The sequence below is a fragment of the Chryseobacterium takakiae genome, assembly GCF_900129385.1.
Lineage (GTDB): Bacteria > Bacteroidota > Bacteroidia > Flavobacteriales > Weeksellaceae > Chryseobacterium > Chryseobacterium takakiae.
This window is the reverse complement of record NZ_FQVO01000021.1, coordinates 1-21561: the sequence shown is the minus strand read 5'-3', so window position 1 is coordinate 21561 and position 21561 is coordinate 1. Positions and strand designations below refer to the sequence as shown.

The 21561-nt window shown below is 34.1% G+C and carries 25 protein-coding genes; 18 read left to right on the top strand and 7 right to left on the bottom strand.

Annotated features, from left to right (window positions below):
• The first annotated feature begins 3 nt into the window (after positions 1–3).
• The 15 genes from BUA76_RS18360 (at position 4) to BUA76_RS18285 (ending at position 11219) form a co-directional block, all read left to right on the top strand.
• Entirely contained in the window at positions 4–720 is a 717-nt protein-coding gene (locus BUA76_RS18360) for a hypothetical protein (RefSeq protein ID WP_143149945.1), read from the top strand.
• A gap of 28 nt (positions 721–748) precedes the next feature.
• Positions 749–1207 (top strand): hypothetical protein, encoded by a 459-nt coding sequence (locus BUA76_RS18355; protein ID WP_072886255.1) that lies wholly within the window; start codon positions 749–751, stop codon positions 1205–1207.
• Positions 1208–1387: 180 nt separating this feature from the next.
• Positions 1388–1663, top strand: a complete 276-nt coding sequence (locus BUA76_RS18345; RefSeq protein ID WP_072886253.1) for a hypothetical protein — start codon at positions 1388–1390, stop codon at positions 1661–1663.
• Position 1664: 1 nt separating this feature from the next.
• Positions 1665–1919 (top strand): hypothetical protein, encoded by a 255-nt coding sequence (locus BUA76_RS18340; RefSeq protein ID WP_072886252.1) that lies wholly within the window; start codon positions 1665–1667, stop codon positions 1917–1919.
• Between the two features lie 109 nt (positions 1920–2028).
• Complete coding sequence (locus BUA76_RS18335) at positions 2029–2385, top strand: RHS repeat-associated core domain-containing protein (protein WP_083573264.1); 357 nt, start codon at positions 2029–2031, stop codon at positions 2383–2385.
• 5 nt (positions 2386–2390) lie between these two features.
• A complete protein-coding gene (locus tag BUA76_RS18330; RefSeq protein ID WP_072886250.1) occupies positions 2391–3086 on the top strand; it encodes a hypothetical protein in 696 nt (231 codons plus the stop codon).
• Between the two features lie 987 nt (positions 3087–4073).
• Positions 4074–5186 (top strand): RHS repeat-associated core domain-containing protein, encoded by a 1113-nt coding sequence (locus BUA76_RS19525; RefSeq protein WP_072886248.1) that lies wholly within the window; start codon positions 4074–4076, stop codon positions 5184–5186.
• 3 nt (positions 5187–5189) lie between these two features.
• Positions 5190–5588 (top strand): hypothetical protein, encoded by a 399-nt coding sequence (locus BUA76_RS18315; RefSeq protein WP_072886247.1) that lies wholly within the window; start codon positions 5190–5192, stop codon positions 5586–5588.
• Between the two features lie 43 nt (positions 5589–5631).
• Positions 5632–5763 (top strand): hypothetical protein, encoded by a 132-nt coding sequence (locus BUA76_RS19470; RefSeq protein ID WP_262484285.1) that lies wholly within the window; start codon positions 5632–5634, stop codon positions 5761–5763.
• Between the two features lie 111 nt (positions 5764–5874).
• Positions 5875–6588, top strand: coding sequence for a hypothetical protein (locus BUA76_RS18310; protein ID WP_143149944.1), 714 nt, complete (start codon positions 5875–5877; stop codon positions 6586–6588).
• Positions 6589–6593: 5 nt separating this feature from the next.
• Positions 6594–7121, top strand: a complete 528-nt coding sequence (locus BUA76_RS18305) for a hypothetical protein (RefSeq protein ID WP_072886245.1) — start codon at positions 6594–6596, stop codon at positions 7119–7121.
• 768 nt (positions 7122–7889) lie between these two features.
• On the top strand, positions 7890–8585 hold the full coding sequence (locus BUA76_RS18300) for a hypothetical protein (protein ID WP_072886244.1): 696 nt from the start codon (positions 7890–7892) through the stop codon (positions 8583–8585).
• Positions 8586–8663: 78 nt separating this feature from the next.
• Complete coding sequence (locus BUA76_RS18295) at positions 8664–9044, top strand: RHS repeat-associated core domain-containing protein (protein ID WP_072886243.1); 381 nt, start codon at positions 8664–8666, stop codon at positions 9042–9044.
• 83 nt (positions 9045–9127) lie between these two features.
• Positions 9128–9691 carry a hypothetical protein gene (locus BUA76_RS18290; RefSeq protein WP_072886242.1) on the top strand — a complete coding sequence of 188 codons (564 nt, stop codon included), beginning with the start codon at positions 9128–9130 and terminating at the stop codon, positions 9689–9691.
• 280 nt (positions 9692–9971) lie between these two features.
• Complete coding sequence (locus BUA76_RS18285; RefSeq protein WP_072886241.1) at positions 9972–11219, top strand: hypothetical protein; 1248 nt, start codon at positions 9972–9974, stop codon at positions 11217–11219.
• Positions 11220–11363: 144 nt separating this feature from the next.
• Here the strand turns inward: BUA76_RS18285 and BUA76_RS18280 are convergent, their stop codons facing one another.
• The 7 genes from BUA76_RS18280 to BUA76_RS18250 all read right to left on the bottom strand — a co-directional run bounded on the left by BUA76_RS18280 (position 11364) and on the right by BUA76_RS18250 (position 17597).
• Entirely contained in the window at positions 11364–11645 is a 282-nt protein-coding gene (locus tag BUA76_RS18280) for a TIGR03643 family protein (protein WP_072886240.1), read from the bottom strand.
• A 192-nt stretch (positions 11646–11837) separates the two neighbouring features.
• The gene (locus tag BUA76_RS18275) at positions 11838–13316 is read right to left on the bottom strand and encodes a cryptochrome/photolyase family protein (protein ID WP_072886239.1); all 1479 of its coding nucleotides are present in this window, start codon (positions 13314–13316) and stop codon (positions 11838–11840) included.
• Positions 13301–14599 carry a DASH family cryptochrome gene (locus BUA76_RS18270; RefSeq protein ID WP_072886266.1) on the bottom strand — a complete coding sequence of 433 codons (1299 nt, stop codon included), beginning with the start codon at positions 14597–14599 and terminating at the stop codon, positions 13301–13303. Before BUA76_RS18270 ends, BUA76_RS18275 begins: the two co-directional genes overlap by 16 nt.
• A complete protein-coding gene (locus tag BUA76_RS18265) occupies positions 14551–14706 on the bottom strand; it encodes a DUF2256 domain-containing protein (protein WP_072886238.1) in 156 nt (51 codons plus the stop codon). The genes BUA76_RS18270 and BUA76_RS18265 overlap by 49 nt, the downstream gene beginning before the upstream one ends.
• A 140-nt stretch (positions 14707–14846) precedes the next feature.
• Positions 14847–16163: an ABC1 kinase family protein gene (locus BUA76_RS18260; RefSeq protein WP_072886237.1), complete on the bottom strand. Its 1317-nt coding sequence runs from the start codon at positions 16161–16163 to the stop codon at positions 14847–14849.
• A gap of 267 nt (positions 16164–16430) precedes the next feature.
• Complete coding sequence (locus BUA76_RS18255) at positions 16431–16913, bottom strand: DUF1905 domain-containing protein (RefSeq protein WP_072886236.1); 483 nt, start codon at positions 16911–16913, stop codon at positions 16431–16433.
• 24 nt (positions 16914–16937) lie between these two features.
• Positions 16938–17597 carry a TetR family transcriptional regulator C-terminal domain-containing protein gene (locus tag BUA76_RS18250; protein ID WP_072886235.1) on the bottom strand — a complete coding sequence of 220 codons (660 nt, stop codon included), beginning with the start codon at positions 17595–17597 and terminating at the stop codon, positions 16938–16940.
• Between the two features lie 235 nt (positions 17598–17832).
• Here BUA76_RS18250 and BUA76_RS18245 point away from each other — a divergent pair, with 235 nt between their 5' ends.
• The 3 genes from BUA76_RS18245 to BUA76_RS18235 form a co-directional block, all read left to right on the top strand.
• Positions 17833–18723, top strand: coding sequence for a glycosyltransferase family 2 protein (locus tag BUA76_RS18245; RefSeq protein ID WP_228408510.1), 891 nt, complete (start codon positions 17833–17835; stop codon positions 18721–18723).
• 343 nt (positions 18724–19066) lie between these two features.
• Entirely contained in the window at positions 19067–19645 is a 579-nt protein-coding gene (locus BUA76_RS18240; RefSeq protein ID WP_083573262.1) for a CinA family protein, read from the top strand.
• A 330-nt stretch (positions 19646–19975) separates the two neighbouring features.
• The coding region (locus tag BUA76_RS18235; RefSeq protein WP_143149943.1) for a PAS domain S-box protein at positions 19976–21561 on the top strand (1586 nt) is incomplete at its 3' end.

Below are 21561 nucleotides of genomic sequence, written 5' to 3'. Positions count from 1 at the left end.
GTCATGAAAAATATTCTATTTTTATTTCAAATACTATTTATTAACACAATGGCACAGAATAACTATAAAATCGTTAAAACAAATTATGATTCAAATAACTTTGAATCTATTCGTAATGCAATGCTTGAATATGATTTTTACGCTCAAGATCAGTCAACTCATAAACTGTGTTTAAAGCATAAGACAAAAAGCGAATATAAAATCGTCACAGACGATAGTAAAAATTTCTTTTTAGTTTTTAATAATGAGAAAGACGCAATGGATATTTTGCAATCTAAGGAAAGTATCTCAGTAGGAGATGTTGAAACGGACTATCAAGAAGAAATTGAAAAAATAACTTCCGAAAATATTGCTGAAAAGTCTAAAGAATTTTTGAAACGCTTTAACGAAAATTTTAAACTTGATGTTAGCTATGATCCCACAGAAGGTGATATTGATAAAATAGATGAAAAAGTAAAAAAAACTGTTTGGAATAAGGAAAATCGCTTTTTATTGAATTTTTATATGATGGAAGTAACTAAAAGAAAATTTAATTTTGATCATTGGTATTTCGAACAGATAAATACTTTTAATCCTTTTTTTGTTCCTCAATATATTGGTAGAGATCAACAGCCAAGTAGTTACTATACTCTATTAGAACCTAATAAGAGAAATTTTTTTGATTTTCGTTTATATGTGGGATTGGTGTCGCCAAAGGATGCACCAAGTTTAAACAAGTAATAACTGCTCACTACAAAAGAAAACCATTATGACAAAGCAACATTTCAAATTTAACACTCAATATCATCAGTTTTACATTGAAGATAGAGGTAAAGCGGAGAAGATAAAGGATTTTTGGACAGATGAAGCATTGAAGTCAAGATTAGCTTTAGTCAAAGGAGGAATGGCTGTAAGCACTGAAAGTTATGGACTAATTAATGGAGAAATTGAAATATTAGACACATCAAATACTAATATAGATTATCACAAATATGATCATATTGTTGAAGGTGGTATAAGTATTCGATCTGGAGAATTACAAATATTAGAATGTCCCAGCTCTCACATAGAATTATCTTTAAAAGTTGAGCCAGGAAATTATAGAGTAAGAATTTATTCATCCAATTTAGCTAGTGTAGTAAATGACGACGGAGACGATTATTACCGTATCGAACTCTGGAAAAGTGATGAAATGAAAGGTAAGGTGTTGAAGCAATATGGAGAATAATATCAAAGCACGATTAGGAGATATTTACTCTATATCTACAAAAAAAGGCTTTGGCTTTTTACAATTTGTTAAGTCTCCCGCGAATGATAAGAGTGATGTTGAACTAGTAAAAGTATCGTATGATTTACATACGAAGATTCCAGATGATATTGAGCGGTTTTTCTTAAATGATTTTTTTATGTGCAGTTTCCTGTCAAAGTAGCACTAAAAAAAGGACTTATAGATTTTGTAAAAAATATTGATCTCCCTAATGATTTTGCTGCACCACGATATTTTAGGACGGAACATTACCTTCATCCATCAGAGTGGCTCATCATTGATAAAAAAACAAATGAGGTAAAACATCTTAAGAGTCTAACAGATGAGCAATTGAAATTATCTCCAAATAGTGTTTGGAATGATACCTATCTGAAAGAACGTTTGGAAGAGGGGTGGAAATTAGAAAATTGGAAATAAAATGGAAAAGTATCATATTTTGATCCCATTTTGGGGTACTGACATTTCTGAAGATTTTAGTTTTAGATATGAGTTATGCGACTATATTGAATCAATGGAAGGCCTAGTATATGAAGAAGGTACAGGCGATGATGGGATGCATCTTTTTTTTGAAACTAGTATTCCAGCAGAAGAAATTAAAGAAAAAATAGAAATGTGGAAGAATACGAATAGCAAATATAATGTAGATTTTTCATTGGAAAGTGCTCAATCATGATAATTTTATATTACTCAAGCTAATTTTTCTATAGAATATAAATGAATCATCTATCATTGGCTAATATACTAGAAAATATATTTCATAAATCTGATTAGTATCAAAAAGGTTGCCCAATGTTGACCACTTGGGAAACATCAGGGTAAGCTTTACCAGAGAAGGCGCACAGGCGGCAATCGTTGAGAAAAATGATTATTACGCTTTTGGATTAAAATACGGAACTACTTCGGATACCTCTGGGGTAAATTACAATTACGAGTATAACGGAAAGGAATTCCAGCAGGAGATCGGGATGAATGATTACGGTGCCAGGTTCTATATGCCGGATATCGGAAGATGGGGTGTAGTCGATCCGTTGGCAGAAGTGTACAGAAGGCATTCTCCATATAATTATGCCGTTAATAACCCGATGCGGTTTATTGATCCTGATGGGATGGCTGCAAGAGGTACTTTGATGCAGGTGTAGAATATATGGGACAGGAAGCAATAGATCTTTTTAATGCAATAAAGAATCTTTATGATTATAATGATAACTCCAATGGTGATATCCCTGCTCCTAAAGTAAACTCAATTGATCAATCAGAAGCAGGAACTGCTGGCGGCGGAGTTAGTGTAGGAAGTGTGTTAAGCCCTTGGATGCAGGTTAATATAGGAAACTATATTAATTTTAACGATCCAATACCAAAAAGAAAATATTTGAAGAATGAAACGAATTTTAATCGTTGGACCGGTTATCAGACAACAATACAACAATATCAATTAGATCATGAAAATACTCTTTTAGAGTTTGAAAAAACGATAAAGGATGTCAGTGAAGCTGCAGAATATGCTGATAAAATTTCAGAATGGACAGGAGGAATCACTACATTTAAAGGAGTTGTTGATTTTGTAAAAGGAGGTTGGAAATCGGTAAACGCTACCTCAGGAATAGTGCTTATTGGGGAGACGATTATTGGCATTCAGGGGGAAAAAGCATCTCAATTTATTGATATGTATAGAGATGTTCAAAATAATTATCTGAATATACATTCAAAAAATCCGGCTAATATGGAAGGTGTAACTGTAAATAAGACAATAATGATGGGACCTAATAATTATATTTGGTCACAGTATAGTTTTTATGATATACATTCACATAAATATTTAGGAGGAGGAATATTTGATTAAATTAAAATTCTATGAAATTAAAAATCTGTGTACTAGTGTCAATATGTATTATATTTTTTATACGAATTTTGCATAAAGAATCCACTCTTACTTTTAATCGAAATTTAGAAATGTTATTTGAAATACAAATTAATAAAATGGTAATCTATGTATATCAAGTTCTTTCAATGGTTTTTATAACATCAGTTAAAAGAATTAATATAATATTATTAATAACATTACTTCTTATAAACATTTCTTTAATTGTTTGCTATTTGGTAGTGTTTTAGGTAATGTTCAGAAGTGGTAGTATCTTTTATTGATCAACATTAACAGAGAAAATTTTTAAATAAACTACTTTAATAAACCTGTGGGTTTTAATCAGTGAGCAATAAACGCAGACTGTTGAAATTCAGCCTATTTTATGATTCAATTTTTTATAATAGGTACTTAACACAATTTTGAAGGACACCATACTATACCTGTTAGAATCTAAAACCAAAATAAATAAGCCTATATATGTTAAGTAAACAGAAACTTATAGCATTTACTGAACTAATATTTATAGTATTTACTACAAACTCAAACAATTTGAGGAAAGGAAATGATTTATTAAGTCCTTATGAGCAGTTTTTTCAAATTGTATCAATTATAAGTACCATAACTTTAAGTTTTGTATATATCTATTTCACTCTTAAAAAGATTAATATATTTGATAGAAATGTAAAGTTGGCTTATCTATTCGCCAATTTTATTATTCTCATTTTCTATTTTTGGAAGATCAATATTTTCAGAGATTCATTTTATATTCCTCTGATAATATTAATTGCTATAAAAAGCATAATTTTTAGTTTTTATTTTTATATTATAAATTTACGAAATCAAAATAAGTAGTTATTCAATCAGGTAAAGGCTGTTTAAAAGACAGCCTTTTTTTATTTAAATTATCTTACCTTATTCAAACAATTTAATTTTCCAAAATAAGTATATTACCACTACGTTGACCATTTGGGAAATGTACGGGTAAGCTTTACCAGAGAAGGCGCACAGGCGGCAATCGTTGAGAAAAATGATTACTACGCTTTTGGATTAAAACACGGAAATCCAGCAGATACTTCCGGGTTAAATTACAATTACGAGTATAACGGAAAGGAATTCCAGCAGGAGATCGGCATGAATGATTACGGAGCGAGGTTCTATATGCCTGATATCGGAAGATGGGGTGTTGTGGATCCGTTGGCGGAAGTGTACAGAAGGCATTCACCCTACAACTATGCGGTTAACAATCCTATCGTGTTTGTCGATTCGGATGGAAGAGGAGTAGAATACAATTGGGGAACAGGTGACTACGAAAGTATTGATTCGAATGGAGCACGTACCACATTGGATGAATGGGACGCTATGAATTACCTTTTAAGCCAGTCTCATTCTGTAAAGGCCTATCGTACCAATGCACTTGGAGCAGTAAATCAAAATTCAGGTGGTGGGGGAAGTTCACCTACAGAAATAGGCATTTATGGAGCATTTGCACAAGCCGCATTTGATTTATTAAAAGAGTCAATGAAGGGACAATTAAATTTAACATTTATAGATGGAATAGTTAGTGGTTCAGCAATTGAAGGAGTTGAATTATCGGAAGCTGCTAAGACTTTATTGGAAGCGATTAAAAATCCGGCTATTAAAGTTAGATTAGAAATAGTATTTGGATTTCGATATTATGATGCAAATCTAAAAACAGATGTATTTTCACTTGGAGATGCATTTAAAGGAAGTTTTGTATATAATGGAAAAGTAACCGCTACGAATATTGTTAGTCCGAAAATAACTGAAGAATTTGATAAGTTTTTAAATTCGGAAAAAGGTGTTAGCTTTTTACATGCGGCTTTGGAAGCTTATATAGGTGCATTGCATTTCCCTGGTAAGGATAGGGATTTGGCTTATGATTATTCCCACGCAGAAGCTGTCCGTATAGATCCAAGATATAAAGACCTACCATCAAATTACATACAAGGAGGATCTGTCCAGAGAAATACTCAAGGAAGGGTTATTAGTGAAACTGTGTTTTTTAGAGATATAAATACAAATAAAATTATAATAGATTTCGGAACTATAAAATATTAACAGATGAAATATCAATATATAATCCTAATACTTTTATTATTCATAGGTTGCAGTGTACAAAAGAGCCACATATCGCAAAACTCTAAGATTATTAAAGCTGAACTTTATAAAATTGATTTTAAAGACAGTATAATTATTTACCATATTAGAAATGAAAAGATGGACGGTGTTTTTGCGAAGGAAAGATATTGTAAAATTAATATAAAAAAACAAAAATTGCTTCGTGAAAATAAAATATATAAGTTTATTTTAGAACAAGAACGTGTCGATAATCACGTTTCTATCGTTAGAGATGTTGATTATTATATGGCAGGATATCTGATACGAAAGGCAGGCACACCCACAATCTATTATTGGAATTGTCTAAACGTCTGTGGTGAATATATCATAAAAGAAAATTAATTTCGAAAATGTCTGTTTTACAGATCCCGATGGAAGAAGTGCGATGGACACCATGAACCAGCTGGGAGGAAACTGGACCAATGTAGGATTTTGCTACTTCAATGCAGATTTAAGGAAATATATTGATTATGAAGGAAATATTTTAAATCCGCTCTCGCAGATTTGTAATACGTGAGTAATAATAAAGAAGCCGGATGGAAGAGGAGTAGAATACAATTGGGGAACAGGTGACTACGAAAGTGTTGATTCGAATGGAGCACGTACCACATTGGATGAATGGGATGCTATGAATTATCGTTTAAGCCAGTCTCATTCTGTAAAGGCCTATCGTACCAATGCACTTGGAGCAGTAAATCAAGATTCAGGTGGTGGGGGAAGTGCAGCTACCTTTGGGGAGACCCAAGCCTACAGGGATATCATGGCGTATCTTGCTGACTCTGAACCTGAATATTTTAAGGGAATAAACTTTTCGCAGTTTGATAATATTAGTGATGAAGAGCCTGTCAATTTTTTTGGAAAGAATGATAAATCAGTCTTTGATAAAAAATTTAAAGAAATGCATGATTTTTTAAAAAACACCAAAGGAGATGGTATTTTTAGAGTATATGGACATGGAAATTTAAATATGCTATGGAATGAAGATGAAAGACTTTTTAGTGCAAAAGATTTTGATAAAGCCATGTTAGCAAAAAATAAGAACTGGGCAAATATTGATAAATATAAGAACCCTACTTTAATTTTATTTGCTTGTCTTTCAGCTTCCGATGTTGGAAATAATGGATCTATGGCAAAACAAATATCTAAAGCACATCCTAATCTTACAGTTATAGGTTTTAGAGGGTTTGTAGAATATGATTTAGACGTAAAAGGTATTAAAAATATTACTAGACAGCAAGGCGCAGGAGATGGAAATGGACTTATTGTTTTTTATAAAAATGGACAAGCCCTCCATGGTTATTATTATAGAGAATATCTAAAAAAGTATACAAATTTTAAATAAAACAAATGAAAAATTTAATTATTCTAACAATTTTATTTTTATTATTCAATTGCAATAAAAATACATCCAAAGAAAATATAGAACTTAAAGATGTTTTGAATGAGAAACAAACAAATGAATATGTTCCATATAAAGATGATAAATTTGATTTTAATGATAAAGCTTTGAAAGAAAATCTAAATAACGCAATATATAAAGGTGATACCTTGGCATATAATAGAGCTTGTAAGCAGTATGCGATTAATGGCAGGTATAAAGAGTTTTTATATTATGCTATCGTAATGGCGGAAAAAAATAATTATGGTAATGCATATTGGGATATTTCGAACATTTTAAGTGCTGAGGAAGATAGTCCGTTATTTGATAAATATAAAAGTAAATATGGTAATTATTCAATATTAAAAGCATATGAATTAGGACAAAGAGGTGCAAAATCATCAATGAATTATGTTTATACTGAAAAAGGAAAACCGATTCCATCCTCATCTTCAGTTTATTGCTCTGAAAAGGCGTCTTCAAAAAATGGTAGATAATTTTTAGTCATGTATCAGAATTAGTGACAATCCCGATTTCGCAGACTTTCAGTCCGTGATCAGATAATAAAAAACCTCGCAATTTTGCACTGCCCCTAAAAAGTGTCTAACTTTTTGGGGGCAGTGCAATTACCATTTTCTAAACATCAGGGTAAGCTTTACAAGAGAAGGTGCACAGGCGGCAATTGTCGAGAAAAACGACTATTACGCTTTTGGATTAAAATACGGAAATCCCGCAGATACTTCCGGGGTAAATTACAATTACGAGTATAACGGAAAGGAATTCCAGTAGGAGATCGGGATGTATGATTATGGTACAAGATTTTATTTGCCGGATATCGGAAGATTGGGCGTTGTGGATAATTTAGTGAAAGTTATAACTCTTTATCCTATATAATTATGTTGCTGGAAATCCTGTTAAATATATTGATATAAATAGTGAATGGATATATATCAATGATCAAGATGGTACACAATACAGTGTCACACTGGAGCAACGCAGCATCAAGTTGATGGGAAATTAGAATAACTGTAGATGGCGATGGGAAATCGTATCCAGGTAGAGCGAGTAGGTTAATAGACAATGATTGAAGTAGTATATATTATGATGCATATGGAATTCAAATTTTTCCTATTCCAAGTTCTGCTAGTATTTTAAAAGTAAATAATAATATATTGCAAAATAAATATAATTATTATGGCGCAGCAGCTGTATTTCATTTACAGAAATTTAAGAATAGAGGTGTATAAAAAAATTAAAATTATTTTATGAAAAAAGTTATTTTATTGTTAAATATAATTTTATTTTATTCCTGTCTTTCTCAACAAAAGAAGTCCATAAGACAGGTAAATGATTATTTATTGAATAATAATTATAGTTCTTTAGGTGAATTAGATTCTATTCAACTTCAAGGTATGAAAAACGCGATCTCAAAATATAGATTGTTAGGAAAAGAATCCTGCAATATAAATCCAGATAAAAAATATTCTCATATTTATATAGAAGATGGTTTTCATGACGAAGAAGGCTTCTATAATGGAATTATTATTACAGATGATAAAAATATTTGTGAAGTTACTACCAGTCCTTATAAGTTGCGCAAAGACAGTATTTCCTATACCAGGTTCAAAGAAAAGAATGGAATTATTTTCTATACTAAAAAACTTTCTGTAGAAGACTTTAGGAATAATTATGTTGATGAGTATTTTAGATACGAATTGGTTATCCAAGATAAAGTTAATGCTTTTGAAAAATGTTTGGCAATAGATCAATATACACCAAAATCAGTTATTTATGCTAGAAACTATTACTTTGCAGGGAAAGGAATTAGAACTTATAATTTACTTATAAAGTATAGTGATATGAGAAATGGTATTGAAGGACTGCCTTATTTTAAAGAAGATAAGAAAAGAGAATTTATAGAGTGTATAAATGAATTGAATATATTAAAAATAGATAATTAATTCCCGTCAAGTCGAAAGTGTTTTTCGTGCTAATGGATAAAACAAAAGGGCTGCATTTTTGAGGCAGCCTCTAACCATTTGATAAATGATTATTACGCTTTTGGATTAAAACACGGAAATCCAGCAGATACCTCCGGAGTAAATTACAATTACGAATATAACGGAAAGGAATTCCAGCAGGAGATCGGGATGAATGATTACGGCGCCAGGTTCTATATGCCTGATATCGGCAGATGGGGCGTTGTGGATCCGTTGGCAGAAGTGTACAGAAGGCATTCACCCTACAACTATGCGGTTAACAATCCCATCGTGTTTGTCGATCCGGATGGAAGAGGAGTAGAATACAATTGGGGAACAGGTGACTACGAAAGTATTGATTCGAATGGAGCACGTACCACATCGGATGAATGGGACGCGATGAATTACCTTTTAATTCAGTCTCATTCTGTAAAAGTCTAAACCCGATCTCGCGGATGTGTACCCAAAGAAAGTCTCTAACTAAAATCTAACTCTTTTTTCATACTTTAGTGGAAATTATTTGTATGAACAAAGTTCTATTGTTTTCACTTTTATTTACGGCATTCATTACCATTAAATCCCAAATCGGAAGAAATGATTACATTCAGAAAGCTACGGTGCGTAAATATACACAAATTGACGCATCACTTAAAGAGGGTTTTATCCTGATGAATGGTAAAGAAACCGATAAATCTTTGATTATCCGTCCCAAAAATGATTTTGATCTTATTCTGACCTCTTATATATATGTCAATGGTTCTGTTGCAATATTTATTTTGTGCAATAATTTTCCTAACGAACAATACCCTGCTTACAAAAAAGCAGTCTTCTGGGTAGATGGTGAAAAGTTTTCCTATGATATGCTACCTGCGGAACTCCATTACGATGATGACCTTAGACAAATATTCGTCTCGCAAAGACCCGTCAATCAGAATATGTATAAAATGGTTAACAAAATAATTCATTCCAAAAACGAAATTACTTATACGCTTTCAGGTACAAAAAAAATTGAAGGAAAATTATCTCAGGAAGAAATTTCGGTATTAAGAAATATGATTAAACTGTTCAAAGCTTTTACGGAAAATTAAAACTACAAAACGATAAACCATGAAGAATTATTATTCGCACCCGATCTCACAGATTTGTAATCCGTAAACAATAATAAAAAGCCTTGCAAAATGCGAGGTTTGGCGTGATATAAAACAGCTGCATTTACTACAAAAGTCTTTAAATTTTTTGACGATTGAAGGTTTACAACCGTTCTGGAACCATAAAGTTAATACATAATTAACGATTACGAGACCTGAATTAAAAGGGAATCTGATACTTTCGCAGACAATTTATAACAATTAAAAATTTAAATTGCTTATGTTTCAGAAACAACTCCTCGGCTGGATGCTTTTACTCGTCCTTACAGGTGTCGGATGCCAGAATAATGAATTGACTTCAGCTTCAGCGGAAGAAGAGCTTTCATCACAAACCCATGCTAATAAAGCTGTTACGGATGCTACTGTCAATGCCTATGTTGATACAAGTGCTTATATCAGCTCCGGTTTTAGTTTTTTAAATCCTTCTCAGGTCGACAAAAACCGGCAGGCTATAGGCGGAAGTGCCTACACCGAGGTTTACGGATTCAATATTCCGGAAGAAAACAGGGTAAGGGGAATCCGTTGGAATACCGATGATGAAACAACATCAATCTGGAGACCGCAGGGAATTGCAGGATTTACCAAAGATGGCGTGCGTTATCTGCTGGTAAGCTGGTATGCAAAAGATGATGCCGAATTTAAAGGATCCCGTATTACCCTGATAGACATCAGTCCAAGTTCAAGCACGTATCTTACATACCGTCATATCCTGTTGGTACAGCCTGATATTCCTGCCAGTACAACAGCTTATTCACAATATGGATCTTATGCGCCTCTGAATGTGCATGCGGGCGGAATTGCTTATTTTAAAGGTAAAATATATCTCAGCAGTACCAATTTAGGGGTTCGTGTGTTTGATTTGAATAAAATAATTGAAGTGAGCACCGGCGATACCACCAATAATAAGTGCGGTAAGGATGCCAATGGCAATCTATTCGCCTTTAATTATCGGTATATATTACCTCAGATCGGGTATCAGAAGATCAATAATGCCAATCCGTTTTCCACGGTACAGGTCAATGATGAAGGAACTGAGTTGTGGACCGGGCAATATTATGCAGGTAGTGCCGATGCTTCTATTGTTCCAAAGGTATTTGGTTTCCCCATTAATACAAGCGGAATACTTCAGAATACAGGAATTTCGGAGGTTGCTCCAAAGAATAGTCTTTTTGCAGATAATCATGCGCATGGAATACAGGGCGTATTCCGGAAAGGCAACAGAACATGGCTCTCATGTACAGGCTCTCCAAGCAATTCTTACGGATCAAATGCAAGATTGGCACGTTATACAGACGGAGCCGATGATACGGTACGCTACAGATGGCCTTACGGGGCAGAATCACTCTACTACGAATCTCAATACGGTTACCTCTGGAGCCTTACGGAATATGAACCGAATGCCGGAGCTCAAAATGGAAGCCAGGTCAACAGGTGTATATTTGCTGTCGACTTCTCTAAATATGAATAGATGGAATGGTAATGGGTTAGTATTACCTTTAAAGTCCATGATTAATTAAGCCAAAGCAGAACTTTTTGCTTTGGTTTTTTTATAGGTTGTTCTATATTTCTTCATTATCCTCTTAAACAACAGGAATAAATCAATTTTAACCGATCATCTTTTTGAAATTTTATTATTGCTGATCACTCTTTGCCTGTTGCATTTAAAGCGGCTGATTTCTTCGTTTCTTTTTTTCAGATGTTTCTGACTTATCCCGGAATTAACCCTTTTCCGCCAAAGTTTAAAACTTGATTCTTTCAGTTCCGAACGCATCAGTGCAATCACTTCCGATTCGTTCACTCCAAACTGGAACTGTATGGCTTCAAAAGGCGTTCGGTCTTCCCAAGCCATTTCAATGATTCTGTCGATTTCCTTTAGGTTGAGGTTTTTATTCATATTTATAGGTTTTATTGTAACATCCTTCGAAAAGCTCAGGATGACATCTCTAATATTAACTTTTACTTTGCTTTGTCAGGCTGAGCCTAGTTTATCCTGAGCCTGACGGAGGAAAGCCACTATTTACAGAGCTTTTTTGCATACTTTTGAAAACTTTATTTCAATCAATTCTTTTGTTGGTTTTGTGGAAGATCATTTCAAATTCGCAATAAACTCCCTTGCCGTTTTGAAATGCTGTTTTCGTTTTTCTTCCGGCATTTTCTCAAGTGTTCTCAGCATCATTCCCAATCGAGGGTTTTTAGCAAAGAAATCTTTATGATCATTAATAAAATTCCAGAACAGCGCATCCCATTGCTCCGTCCATTCCCCGTCGGGATAATCGCTCATTTTTTTGATATAATTGCTTCCGCTGATATACGGTTTCGTGCTCATTTTCCCGCCGTCTGAAAAGCTGCTCATTCCATACACGTTAGGAACCATCACCCAATCGTAGGAATCAATGAACATCTCCATAAACCATTGGTAGACTGTATCTGGATTGAACTGGCAGAGATTCATAAAATTGGCAAAAATCATCAGCCGTTCGATATGATGGGCATAGCCGGTTTTCAGGATTTTCTGAATTGAACTGTCGATCGGGCGGATTCCCGTTTTACCGGTATAAAAAGATTCCGGCAGTTTTTTATGGTGTTTCCAGTAATTTCTATTTCTCTGGTATGTTCCCTGATAAAGATAAACGCCCCGAACAAATTCCCGCCAGCCCAAGATCTGCCGTACAAAACCTTCCAGTGAATTTACCGGAACATCATTTTCTTTAGCAAATGAAATCGCTTTTTCAAGAACATGTTCAGCAGTCAGCAATCCTGCATTCATCAAAGGAGAAAGGATGCTGTGATGGAGAAAATGCTCTTTTTCCACGATGCTGTCTTCGTAAACCCCGAATTCATGAAAACGCATTTCCAGAAATTGTTCCAGCCATTTTTCAGCCTCTTTAAAAGTGGCAGGGTAGAGTTGTTCTTCTGTAAGCGTTCCGTAATTTTTGGCGAAATACTTTTCGGTATATTGTTTCGCTTCTTCGTAAAAATTATTGTTTTTCGGGAAATGAATTGCTGGGGCCTGTTTGTTTTTCGGATATTTCTTACGGTTTTCGGTATCGTAGGTCCATTTTCCGCCCAGCGGTTTTCCTGCTTTCATCAGGATATTTCGGGTGATTCTCTGCTGTTTGTAAAAATCGGTTTGGTGATAGGATTTTTTATCGTTAAAATATTCTTTAAGGTCTTCTTTCGTGTTGATAAAAAGAGGACTGTCCAAAATTTCAATTTGCAGTTTTGTTTTTCGAAGTCTTTTTTCCAGCCAGTAGTCACAGACGTCCGTAGTTCTTATGGTGGTATATCCTTCTTTTTCAAATTTAGGAATCAAATTCCTGATATCTGAAAATGTTGAAGAACTCTCAATATATTCCACCTCAAGACCAGATTGTTTAAGCTCTTTTTCATAAAATTTCATGGTGGCTCTATGAAAGGCAATCTTCTGTTTATGAAATGGATATTGTTTAAAAAACAGAAATTCTTCCACCAGAAATACAGGCTGGTCTTTATCAAGATAATCCGGCTCTTTAAAAATCTGATGAGGAAAAACCAGTTGGGCGGTATGTTTTACTCTTTTAGCCATAATTTTCTGAATTCTTCGTTGGGATCATATATTTCTGCCTGTTTTTCAGGATTAAAAGTCCGGTTACGATTATCATTCCCGACTCCGGCAAGATACATCCAGTTTCCGTAATTACTGTGTACGTCATAATCAATCAGCATTTCTTCAAAATAGGCGGCCCCGATTCTCCAGTCCTGTTTCAGGATTTTGCAGAAATAGGAAGCTGCATTTTGACGACCCCTGTTGCTCATCCAGCCGGTATTTTTTAATTCCAGCATATTGGCATTCACAAAATCGGAATCGGTTTCTCCGTCTTTCCATTTTTGAATCAGATCTTCATTGTTTTCAGTACAATATTTTTGTTGATTAATTCCACTTTTCCGGAAAATCAGGTCTTTGTATTGTAAGGAAATGTATCTGAAAAAATCCCGCCAGAGCAGTTCAAAAATCAACCAGTATGTGGAATCATTAGCCCCGAATTTTTTTTCATATTTTTTAATTTCGTGATAAATCGTCACAGCCGAAAGGCTTCCGTCTGAAAGCCACGGCGAAAACTTGGAACTGTAATCTGTTCCTGACAAACCGTTTCTCGTTTCTTTATATTTGCTCAGACTCTTCGTTTCCCGGAAATAATAATGTAACCTTTTTAAACCTGTATCTTCACCTCCGGAAAAAGGAAATGCGCTTCTTTTATCTGGTTCAAAATCTTCAAAACCTAAAGACTCAAGTGAAATTTCATCACTTTCGCTAATGATATATTCTTTATCATACATCAGATTTTCAGATTCAAACTCAGGGCGGATCAACAGGTTTTTTTCAATCTTTTGCCTGAAGGTTGTGAAAAGCATCGGAATTTTAACCAATGTTTTGAAAACAAAAAGCGGATGCACAAGGAACTGGGAATACGGTTTCTCCCAAACTGCATCTGGAATCATCTGAAGGATTTTTGTTTGGATATCTTTCTCCTCTCTTGTCCATTCTTCCTGGCAGAAAATTTTTACCACTTCAAACCTCTCTGAAATTTCTTTGAAAATCGCTTCCGTTTTACCATACTTTATTAAAAATGGAATATTTTTTTCGGTTAAATTTTGTTTTAAATCTTCAACACTTTCCAATAAAAATTTTAAGCGGTATTTTCCGATTTTCTTAAATCCGAATTGTGGTTGTTGAAAAAAGTCAGCATCAAAAACGTAAACGGCGAGAAAAGGCAAATCTTCCCGCATCGCTTTGTATAAGGATTCTGAATCTCTCGTTCTCAGATCTTTGGTGAACCAGAGAATGTTGATTTTTTGTTTTTTCGGCATCTTTCGCTGCAATATTTTACTTCATCCCAGTTTTTCTTCCACTTTTTTCGCCAGTTGAAGGGCAGTCCGCAGACTTCACAGATTTTGAAAGGTAATCCTGAAGGCATATTTTAATTTTTATTTTTGAATTAGATTTTCATTATTCTAAAGACCCTTCGACAAGCTCAGGGTGACATCTCTAATACTAACCGTAAGTTTTTTCAATGTCAGGCTGAGCTTGTCGAAGCCTTTTGTAGTTTATGAAAAATCAATCACAATAATTTTTAAAATTGTTAATGGCCACATCTTTTGCTTTCAGATCGTGCAGCATATTGTATAATCCAAAAAACGTTCGGTTCAGGTAAATAAAATGTCTGGAACCACGGTTGGTATTCATTCCTTTTATATTGCTTATCTTGGCATATTTTTGTCCGAGTTCGGCAATTTCCTGAAAGAAAGTCTCATCAGCAAAGTTGAATTTCTCCTGATTGAAAGGTCTGGTAAAAAGCTCCAGCAATTCGTAGAATAATTTTGAAAAAAACTCTTGTTCCTGTTGCGAATCTTCTTCACGAAGAATTTCCAATGTAAATAATTTCTCACGGAAAACTTCAGGATTTTTTAAATTTTCTTCTTTCGCCAATTCAAAATACGGAATGTAAAAGTCTTCCGGAATTTCTTTAATGCAGCCAAAGTCAATAACCAGCAATTCTTTATCTTCCGAAATGAGAAAGTTTCCGGGATGCGGATCTGCATGAACTTTTTTCAGGATATGCATCTGATACATATAAAAATCCCAAAGCGTCTGTCCTATTTTGTTTAAATCTTCCTCATTATTCTGTTTTTTGGTAAATTCTGAAAAGTGAATTCCCGGCATCCAGTCCATCGTAATGATTTTTTCACATGAGTATTGCTCATAATAATGAGGAAATTTAATATTCGGAAGATGGCTGCATTCTTCTGCAAAATGTCGGCTGCGTTTCAGTTCCAGATTGTAATCGGTTTCCTCAAACAATTTGTCTTCCACCTCCTGAAAATATGATTCCGAACCTTCTTTTTTGATGTTGAACATCTTCATTGCAATCGGTTTTACCATTTTCAGATCGCTGGAAATGCTTTCTCTTACACCTGGATACTGGATTTTAACCGCCATTTTTTGACCATCTTTTTTCGCAGTGTGAACCTGTCCGATACTCGCAGCATTAACAGACTCAGCGGAAAATTCATCAAAAATATCTTCCGGATTTTTTCCGAAATATTTTCTGAATGTTTTCTTCACCAAAGCACCCGACAAAGGCGGAACGGAAAACTGTGAAAGCGAAAATTTTTCCACATATTCTGCCGGAAGTATGTTTTTTTCCATGCTCAGCATTTGAGCAACCTTCAGAGCGGAGCCTTTCAGTTCTTTTAATGAATCATAAATATCTGAAGCGTTATCTTCATTGAGAATCTTGCGGGCTTCATCTTCATCTTTCGTGATCTTATTTCCGTAATATTTCAGGTAGTTGACCCCAACTTTTGCTCCTGCCTTGAGCAGGCTGCCCGTCCTTTCAATTTTTCCTGTAGGAATTTTATTGAGTGTTTTCATTTTTAAATTTTGTTTATCGTATACTTGATGAAATAGCTTCCTTTGGGAGCTTTATCTGTGTAGCTGTTATATTTCTTTTTCAGCACTCCGTAGGAGTGCAATCTTTTCATTTAATCTTTTTCATTTAAAATTGAACTCCGTAGGAATTCTCTTCAATACGATTATTCCTAATTTCTACACAGATTCCACTCCTGCGGAGCGCATTATTCTTCTTTACTTCTTTCGTTTCGCAGCCTGATCTGAGTGAGCTGTTGTAAAAATGTGTCTCTACAATTTCTTCGGCCTTCCCATATTAGGATTGTTAATCAGACCAATAGTTTTGATAACCTGTTTGTCAATGTCTTTTATTTTATTTACCTGGAAGAGAATGCTTCTTTTCTTTCCATCCGTTAAAAGATCGAATTTTTCTTTCAGCACTGCATCCTGTTCAAGCAGAATTTGAACTGTTTCAGGAATTTCGGCGCCGAGCGGATTGGGGTCTTCGGAGATTTCAAAATAGATCAGGTCTCCATCATTTTTGTTGATCGCTTTCATGTTTTTGGAAGAAATAATGATGAAGAAATTGCCGTCTCCATAATGATTCAGACCACATTGAAATGAAATTTTACCATCTAATCTGCAAATAAGCCTTGTTTGCTTTTTGCGTGTCAATTGTTCCACTGTTTCTGAATTTATGATCAGAAAAAAATAACCACCTTTACTTTTTTCAAGTTGTCGGACAATCTGTTTGTCTTTAAAATATCCTTCCATAAATTCAACTTAAAATAGCCTGGTTTAGCTCGTCTTAAACTTTTCCTTCCAAAGAAATTTTCCAAGATCCAATACTTTCCTTAAAGGTTCGTTTTCAATGAATTCAAAACCGGTATCAATAGTTTTTTCGATGAAAATATCAGTTTTCTCAAAATCAGGCGAAGTGTCTTTTTTCCAGAAATTAAGGGCAGAAACCAGATGCAGCCAAAGTGCTTCCTGTCTTGATTTTTCATTGAATGTCCTGATATCCTGCTTCGCTTTCTCAAATATTTCCCATTCTTTAAAATCTAAAGTATTAATGAACTGCCTGTGCGTTTCGCGAAGATTCCGGAGGATTTTGATATTTTGTATTGTATGAGTTCCTAAAATTGATAACACCAGGGACCTGTTCATGGTAAGGTTTTCAAAGAAAATATAATAGACATTCAGCAGTTTTTCTTTGGTAGTAGTTTCTTCAGAAGAATTAACTTGATGGGAGAGTTCCAGGGATTTGATGAAAAGGTGATTGAGTATTTCTCTTTCTATCTGCTCAAATCCTGAAAAATAATGATAGAATTCTATTTCTTCAAATTGATTTTCTTTTGCAAAGAGATATACGTTTTTAGGTTTTGCACCGGAGTTTAAAATATAATCACCATATAATTCGAATATTTTTTCCTTTGTAATTTTTGTTTGTTCTTGCATGACTCATTTATTTATGAGTAAATTTAGTAATAAAATTTATTTATAACAGTAAAATAGTATTTAATTGTACTATATGTTTTATTGTGTTTTTTTATCAAATCCTAAAAAGTAAAATTTTGATCATTAAGGATATTTTGGAATAATGTTACTATTGTTTAATATTAATTCATAAAATATCAAAAAAAAATTCGATTTTATAATCTTTTTTACTAAATTTAATTCATAAACCTTAATGATGAAAAAAATTTCAGTGCTGATTGCACACTATAATAACGGAAAGTTCTTTGAAGATTGCTATCTGTCATTGATACACCAAACCTATACGAACTGGGAGGCCATTATTGTAGATGATGCTTCTACCGACAACTCATTAGAGATTATAGAATCTTTTATACAGAATGATACAAGATTCAGATTGTATAAAAATTCTGAAAATAAAGGCTGTGGTTTTACCAAAGGAGTATGCATGGAATATGCAGCCGGCGATATTTGCGGGTATCTAGATCCGGATGATGCCTTACTTCCTGAAGCACTGGAAAAATCAGTAGAAAAATTTGAAGATAATAATATCATTGCGGCATATTCTAAAATGCTGATGTGTGATGAGAACCTTTCTCCAAAATACATATACGGCGGGACCAAGCCAATTTGTAACGATCTTTATTTTTTTAATTGTCCTATTCAGGTTGCCCATTTTTTTACATTCAGAAAAGACGTTTACTTTAAAACTCCGGGCATCAATCCTGATCTGAAGCGGGCGGTTGACCAGGATTTATATCTTAAAATTTTAGAATTAGGAAGAGTGGCGTATATTGATGAGGTATTGTACAAATACAGACTTCATTCCGCCGGAATATCCCAGCAAAGTACAAAACAGTCTGCAAAGGACTCTTTCGCATCTGTTATATTTGAGACGATGCAAAGGAGAGGAATTAAAAAAATTAAAAACCATGAAGTTCCCGAGAATTATACGAATCCGGAAGAAATATATGATTTAATTCATTATCAGTCTGGCCTTTTATACAGGATAGAGACAAAATTCAGATTACTTTTTTATCACACAAACATTCTTATTTTACCATCTTTTTTGAGTTTGCAAAACACAGACTTTAGTTTTATTTTATGATTGATAATTAATATCTTCTTATTTCATAAATTATAAGCATTTTCATGTTGATCAGGATCATAAGAATTATCTCTCATATTTCCTAACTTAGATCCAATTCATTTAATCCTTTTTTATAAGAGCAAATCTACTCGCTGCAATTTTTTATATTAAATATTTAGAAGGATTTCAGATACCACGTTTGTTTTTACTGGCAACGCTTTTGCATATGAAGGTTGAGACCTTTCTGGTAAAGCGCTAAGAACAGAATTGTGTGAAATTCTCAGGTTTTAATGAATTAATTGCTTTGCAAAAGAAAGTCTGGAGACTTCAGATCCTAAAAATTACAAAATAGACAGAATTAATGATTTTAAAAAATTCAAAAATCGGAATCAGTTCGGAAGAACTATCCGTAAGATCTCTTATATATTTTATTATGGAACTGCAAAACCTGTTTAAATATATCGGAAACTACCTTTTGGAAGTAGATGAAACCATTGCTGTAGCAGAAAGTGTTACTTCAGGGTTTTTACAGTTTTCTTTTTCGCAGATGAAAGATGCTTCAAAATTTTATAAAGGAGGTATTACGGCTTATACCCCTGATGAAAAAATCAATCTTTTGAAGGTGGATGAATCTGAAGCGCTGGCTTGCGACTGTGTATCCCCGAATATTGCCGAAACTATGGCGCTCAATGTTTCAAAGATTTTTAAAAGCGACTGGTCAATTGCGGTTACAGGTTATGCCACACCGGTTCCGGAATCAAAACAAAAGCTGTATGCCTATTTTGCGATCGTTTATAAAGGACAGGTGATTCTTTCGGAAAAACTTGATCTGCATTCCCGGACAAAACAGGTAAACGCACAATTGTATTATACAGAATTTATACTTGGCTGTTTTAAGCTGGAGCTTGATAAACATCATGAAAACAGATCAATATCATAATGTTGTAAAAGGTGAAAAAGATATTTTATGACAAGAATCATAAAAATGTTCTTAGGTATCGAATATCTTTGAAATATTTATCACTTCATTTTGCAGTCATTTCTATAGCTCCTCACTTGGGGAGCTTTTTTATATTCAAATTTGAGAGAAAAAATACCACATTGCCTTATATGTAATTTACTTTTTTGATACTCAGGTAAATTTTTATTAGTTTTAAACCCGAAAATGCTAATCTCTTAAATGTGATATAATACTAAAACTTATAAAAAAACTATTTTTTTAGCAATTTTCTAATTATATTTAACATTATGAAAGAAATTAGTTAACAATATGAATAATTACCCTTTTCCCGATAATGAAGCTGGGAGAATAAAAAAACTGGAGCTTCTTGATCTGATCAATCTGGGTAAAGATCCCGAGTTGGATGTTTTTGCAGAAACGGCATGTCTTATTACAGGATGTCCGGCATCGCTGATATCAATTATGGAAGCAGATACACAGAGGATTCAAAGCTGTATAGGACTTGCTATAGACTCTGTAGACCGCAAGGATACATTATGCCAGTATTCCATAGCAAGCTCGGAAGTTGTGGTTATTAATGATACCCTGTTGGATAAAAGATCCTCCGATAATCCTATCATTCTGGAAGGAGGAATCCGCTTTTATGCAGGTATTCCGCTTATTGATAGCGAAGGATTTGCTTTGGGAACCATCTGTGTAATCGATTTTCAACCAAGAACCATTTCAGAGAATCAAATCTCCGCGCTCAAAAAGCTTGGTGAAGTTGTGACTAAGCTTTTAGTGAGCAACAGAGAGATCATCAATGCAGAATATTTCCAGCAGACGTTTAATATTTCAAATAATCTTATCTGTGTGCTGGATAATAAATTTATGCTGAAAGATGTTAACCCTTCTTTTGAAAAAGTTTTTTCGGTCACTAAAGATAAAGCAATAGAGCATAATTTTTTAACGCTTTTAGAACAGGATAAAAAAACTTTGCCGGAGCTTGAAAAATTTCCCGGCAGCATGAAAGAAGCGACTTTTACCACTTCTACGAAAGTTGAAGACGGCACTTTGGTAATTGTAGAATGGTATCTTACACAAAATCAGAAATACTCCGAAATATTCTGTTTCGGAATTAATATTACCCAGCAGATCGAAGAAAGACGCCAGCTGGAAAGTTCAGAACGACGTTTCAGGAGTTTCTTTGAAAATGCCATCGGTTTGATGAGCATGCATGATATGGAAGGAAATATTCTGGCCGTAAATGAAAAAGGAAGAGAGACATTACATTACTCTGCAGATGAGGTTACAAGTCTTAATCTGAAAGATCTTGTCCCGGAACAAAACTGGCTTTTACTAAAACAATATCTGGACCGCATCAAGCAAAATAACGAAGATTTCGGAACCATGATTCTCAAAACCAAAGAAGGCGAAGAATTGATTTGGATGTACCATAATATGGTGGAGGTTGATAAGGAAGGAAAACCTTATGTAGTAAGTACTGCTCTTAATGTTACCGAAAGAATGACGCTTGAGAAAGACCTTATTTATACTAAAAAAATGCTGGAGCAGACAAGCTCCGTTGCCCAGGTGGGAGGCTGGGAAGTCAACATGAAAACAGGAAATGTTTTCTGGTCCCAGAGTACAAAAGAAATTCATAGAATTAAAAATAATTTTCAGCCTGATTTCGACAATGCCATAGGATTCTATAAAGAAGACAGCCGGGAAAGAATGAAGTTCCTCTTTAACAGAGCGGTTACAGAAGGTATTCCTTTCGATGAAGAATTACAGCTTGTCCGTAATGACGGTGTTACAATTTGGGTAAGGGTAAAAGGACTTCCTGAATTTGAAGGTGAAGTCTGCAACAGGGTTTTCGGGATTATTCAGGATATCGATGCGTTCAAGAAAATGTT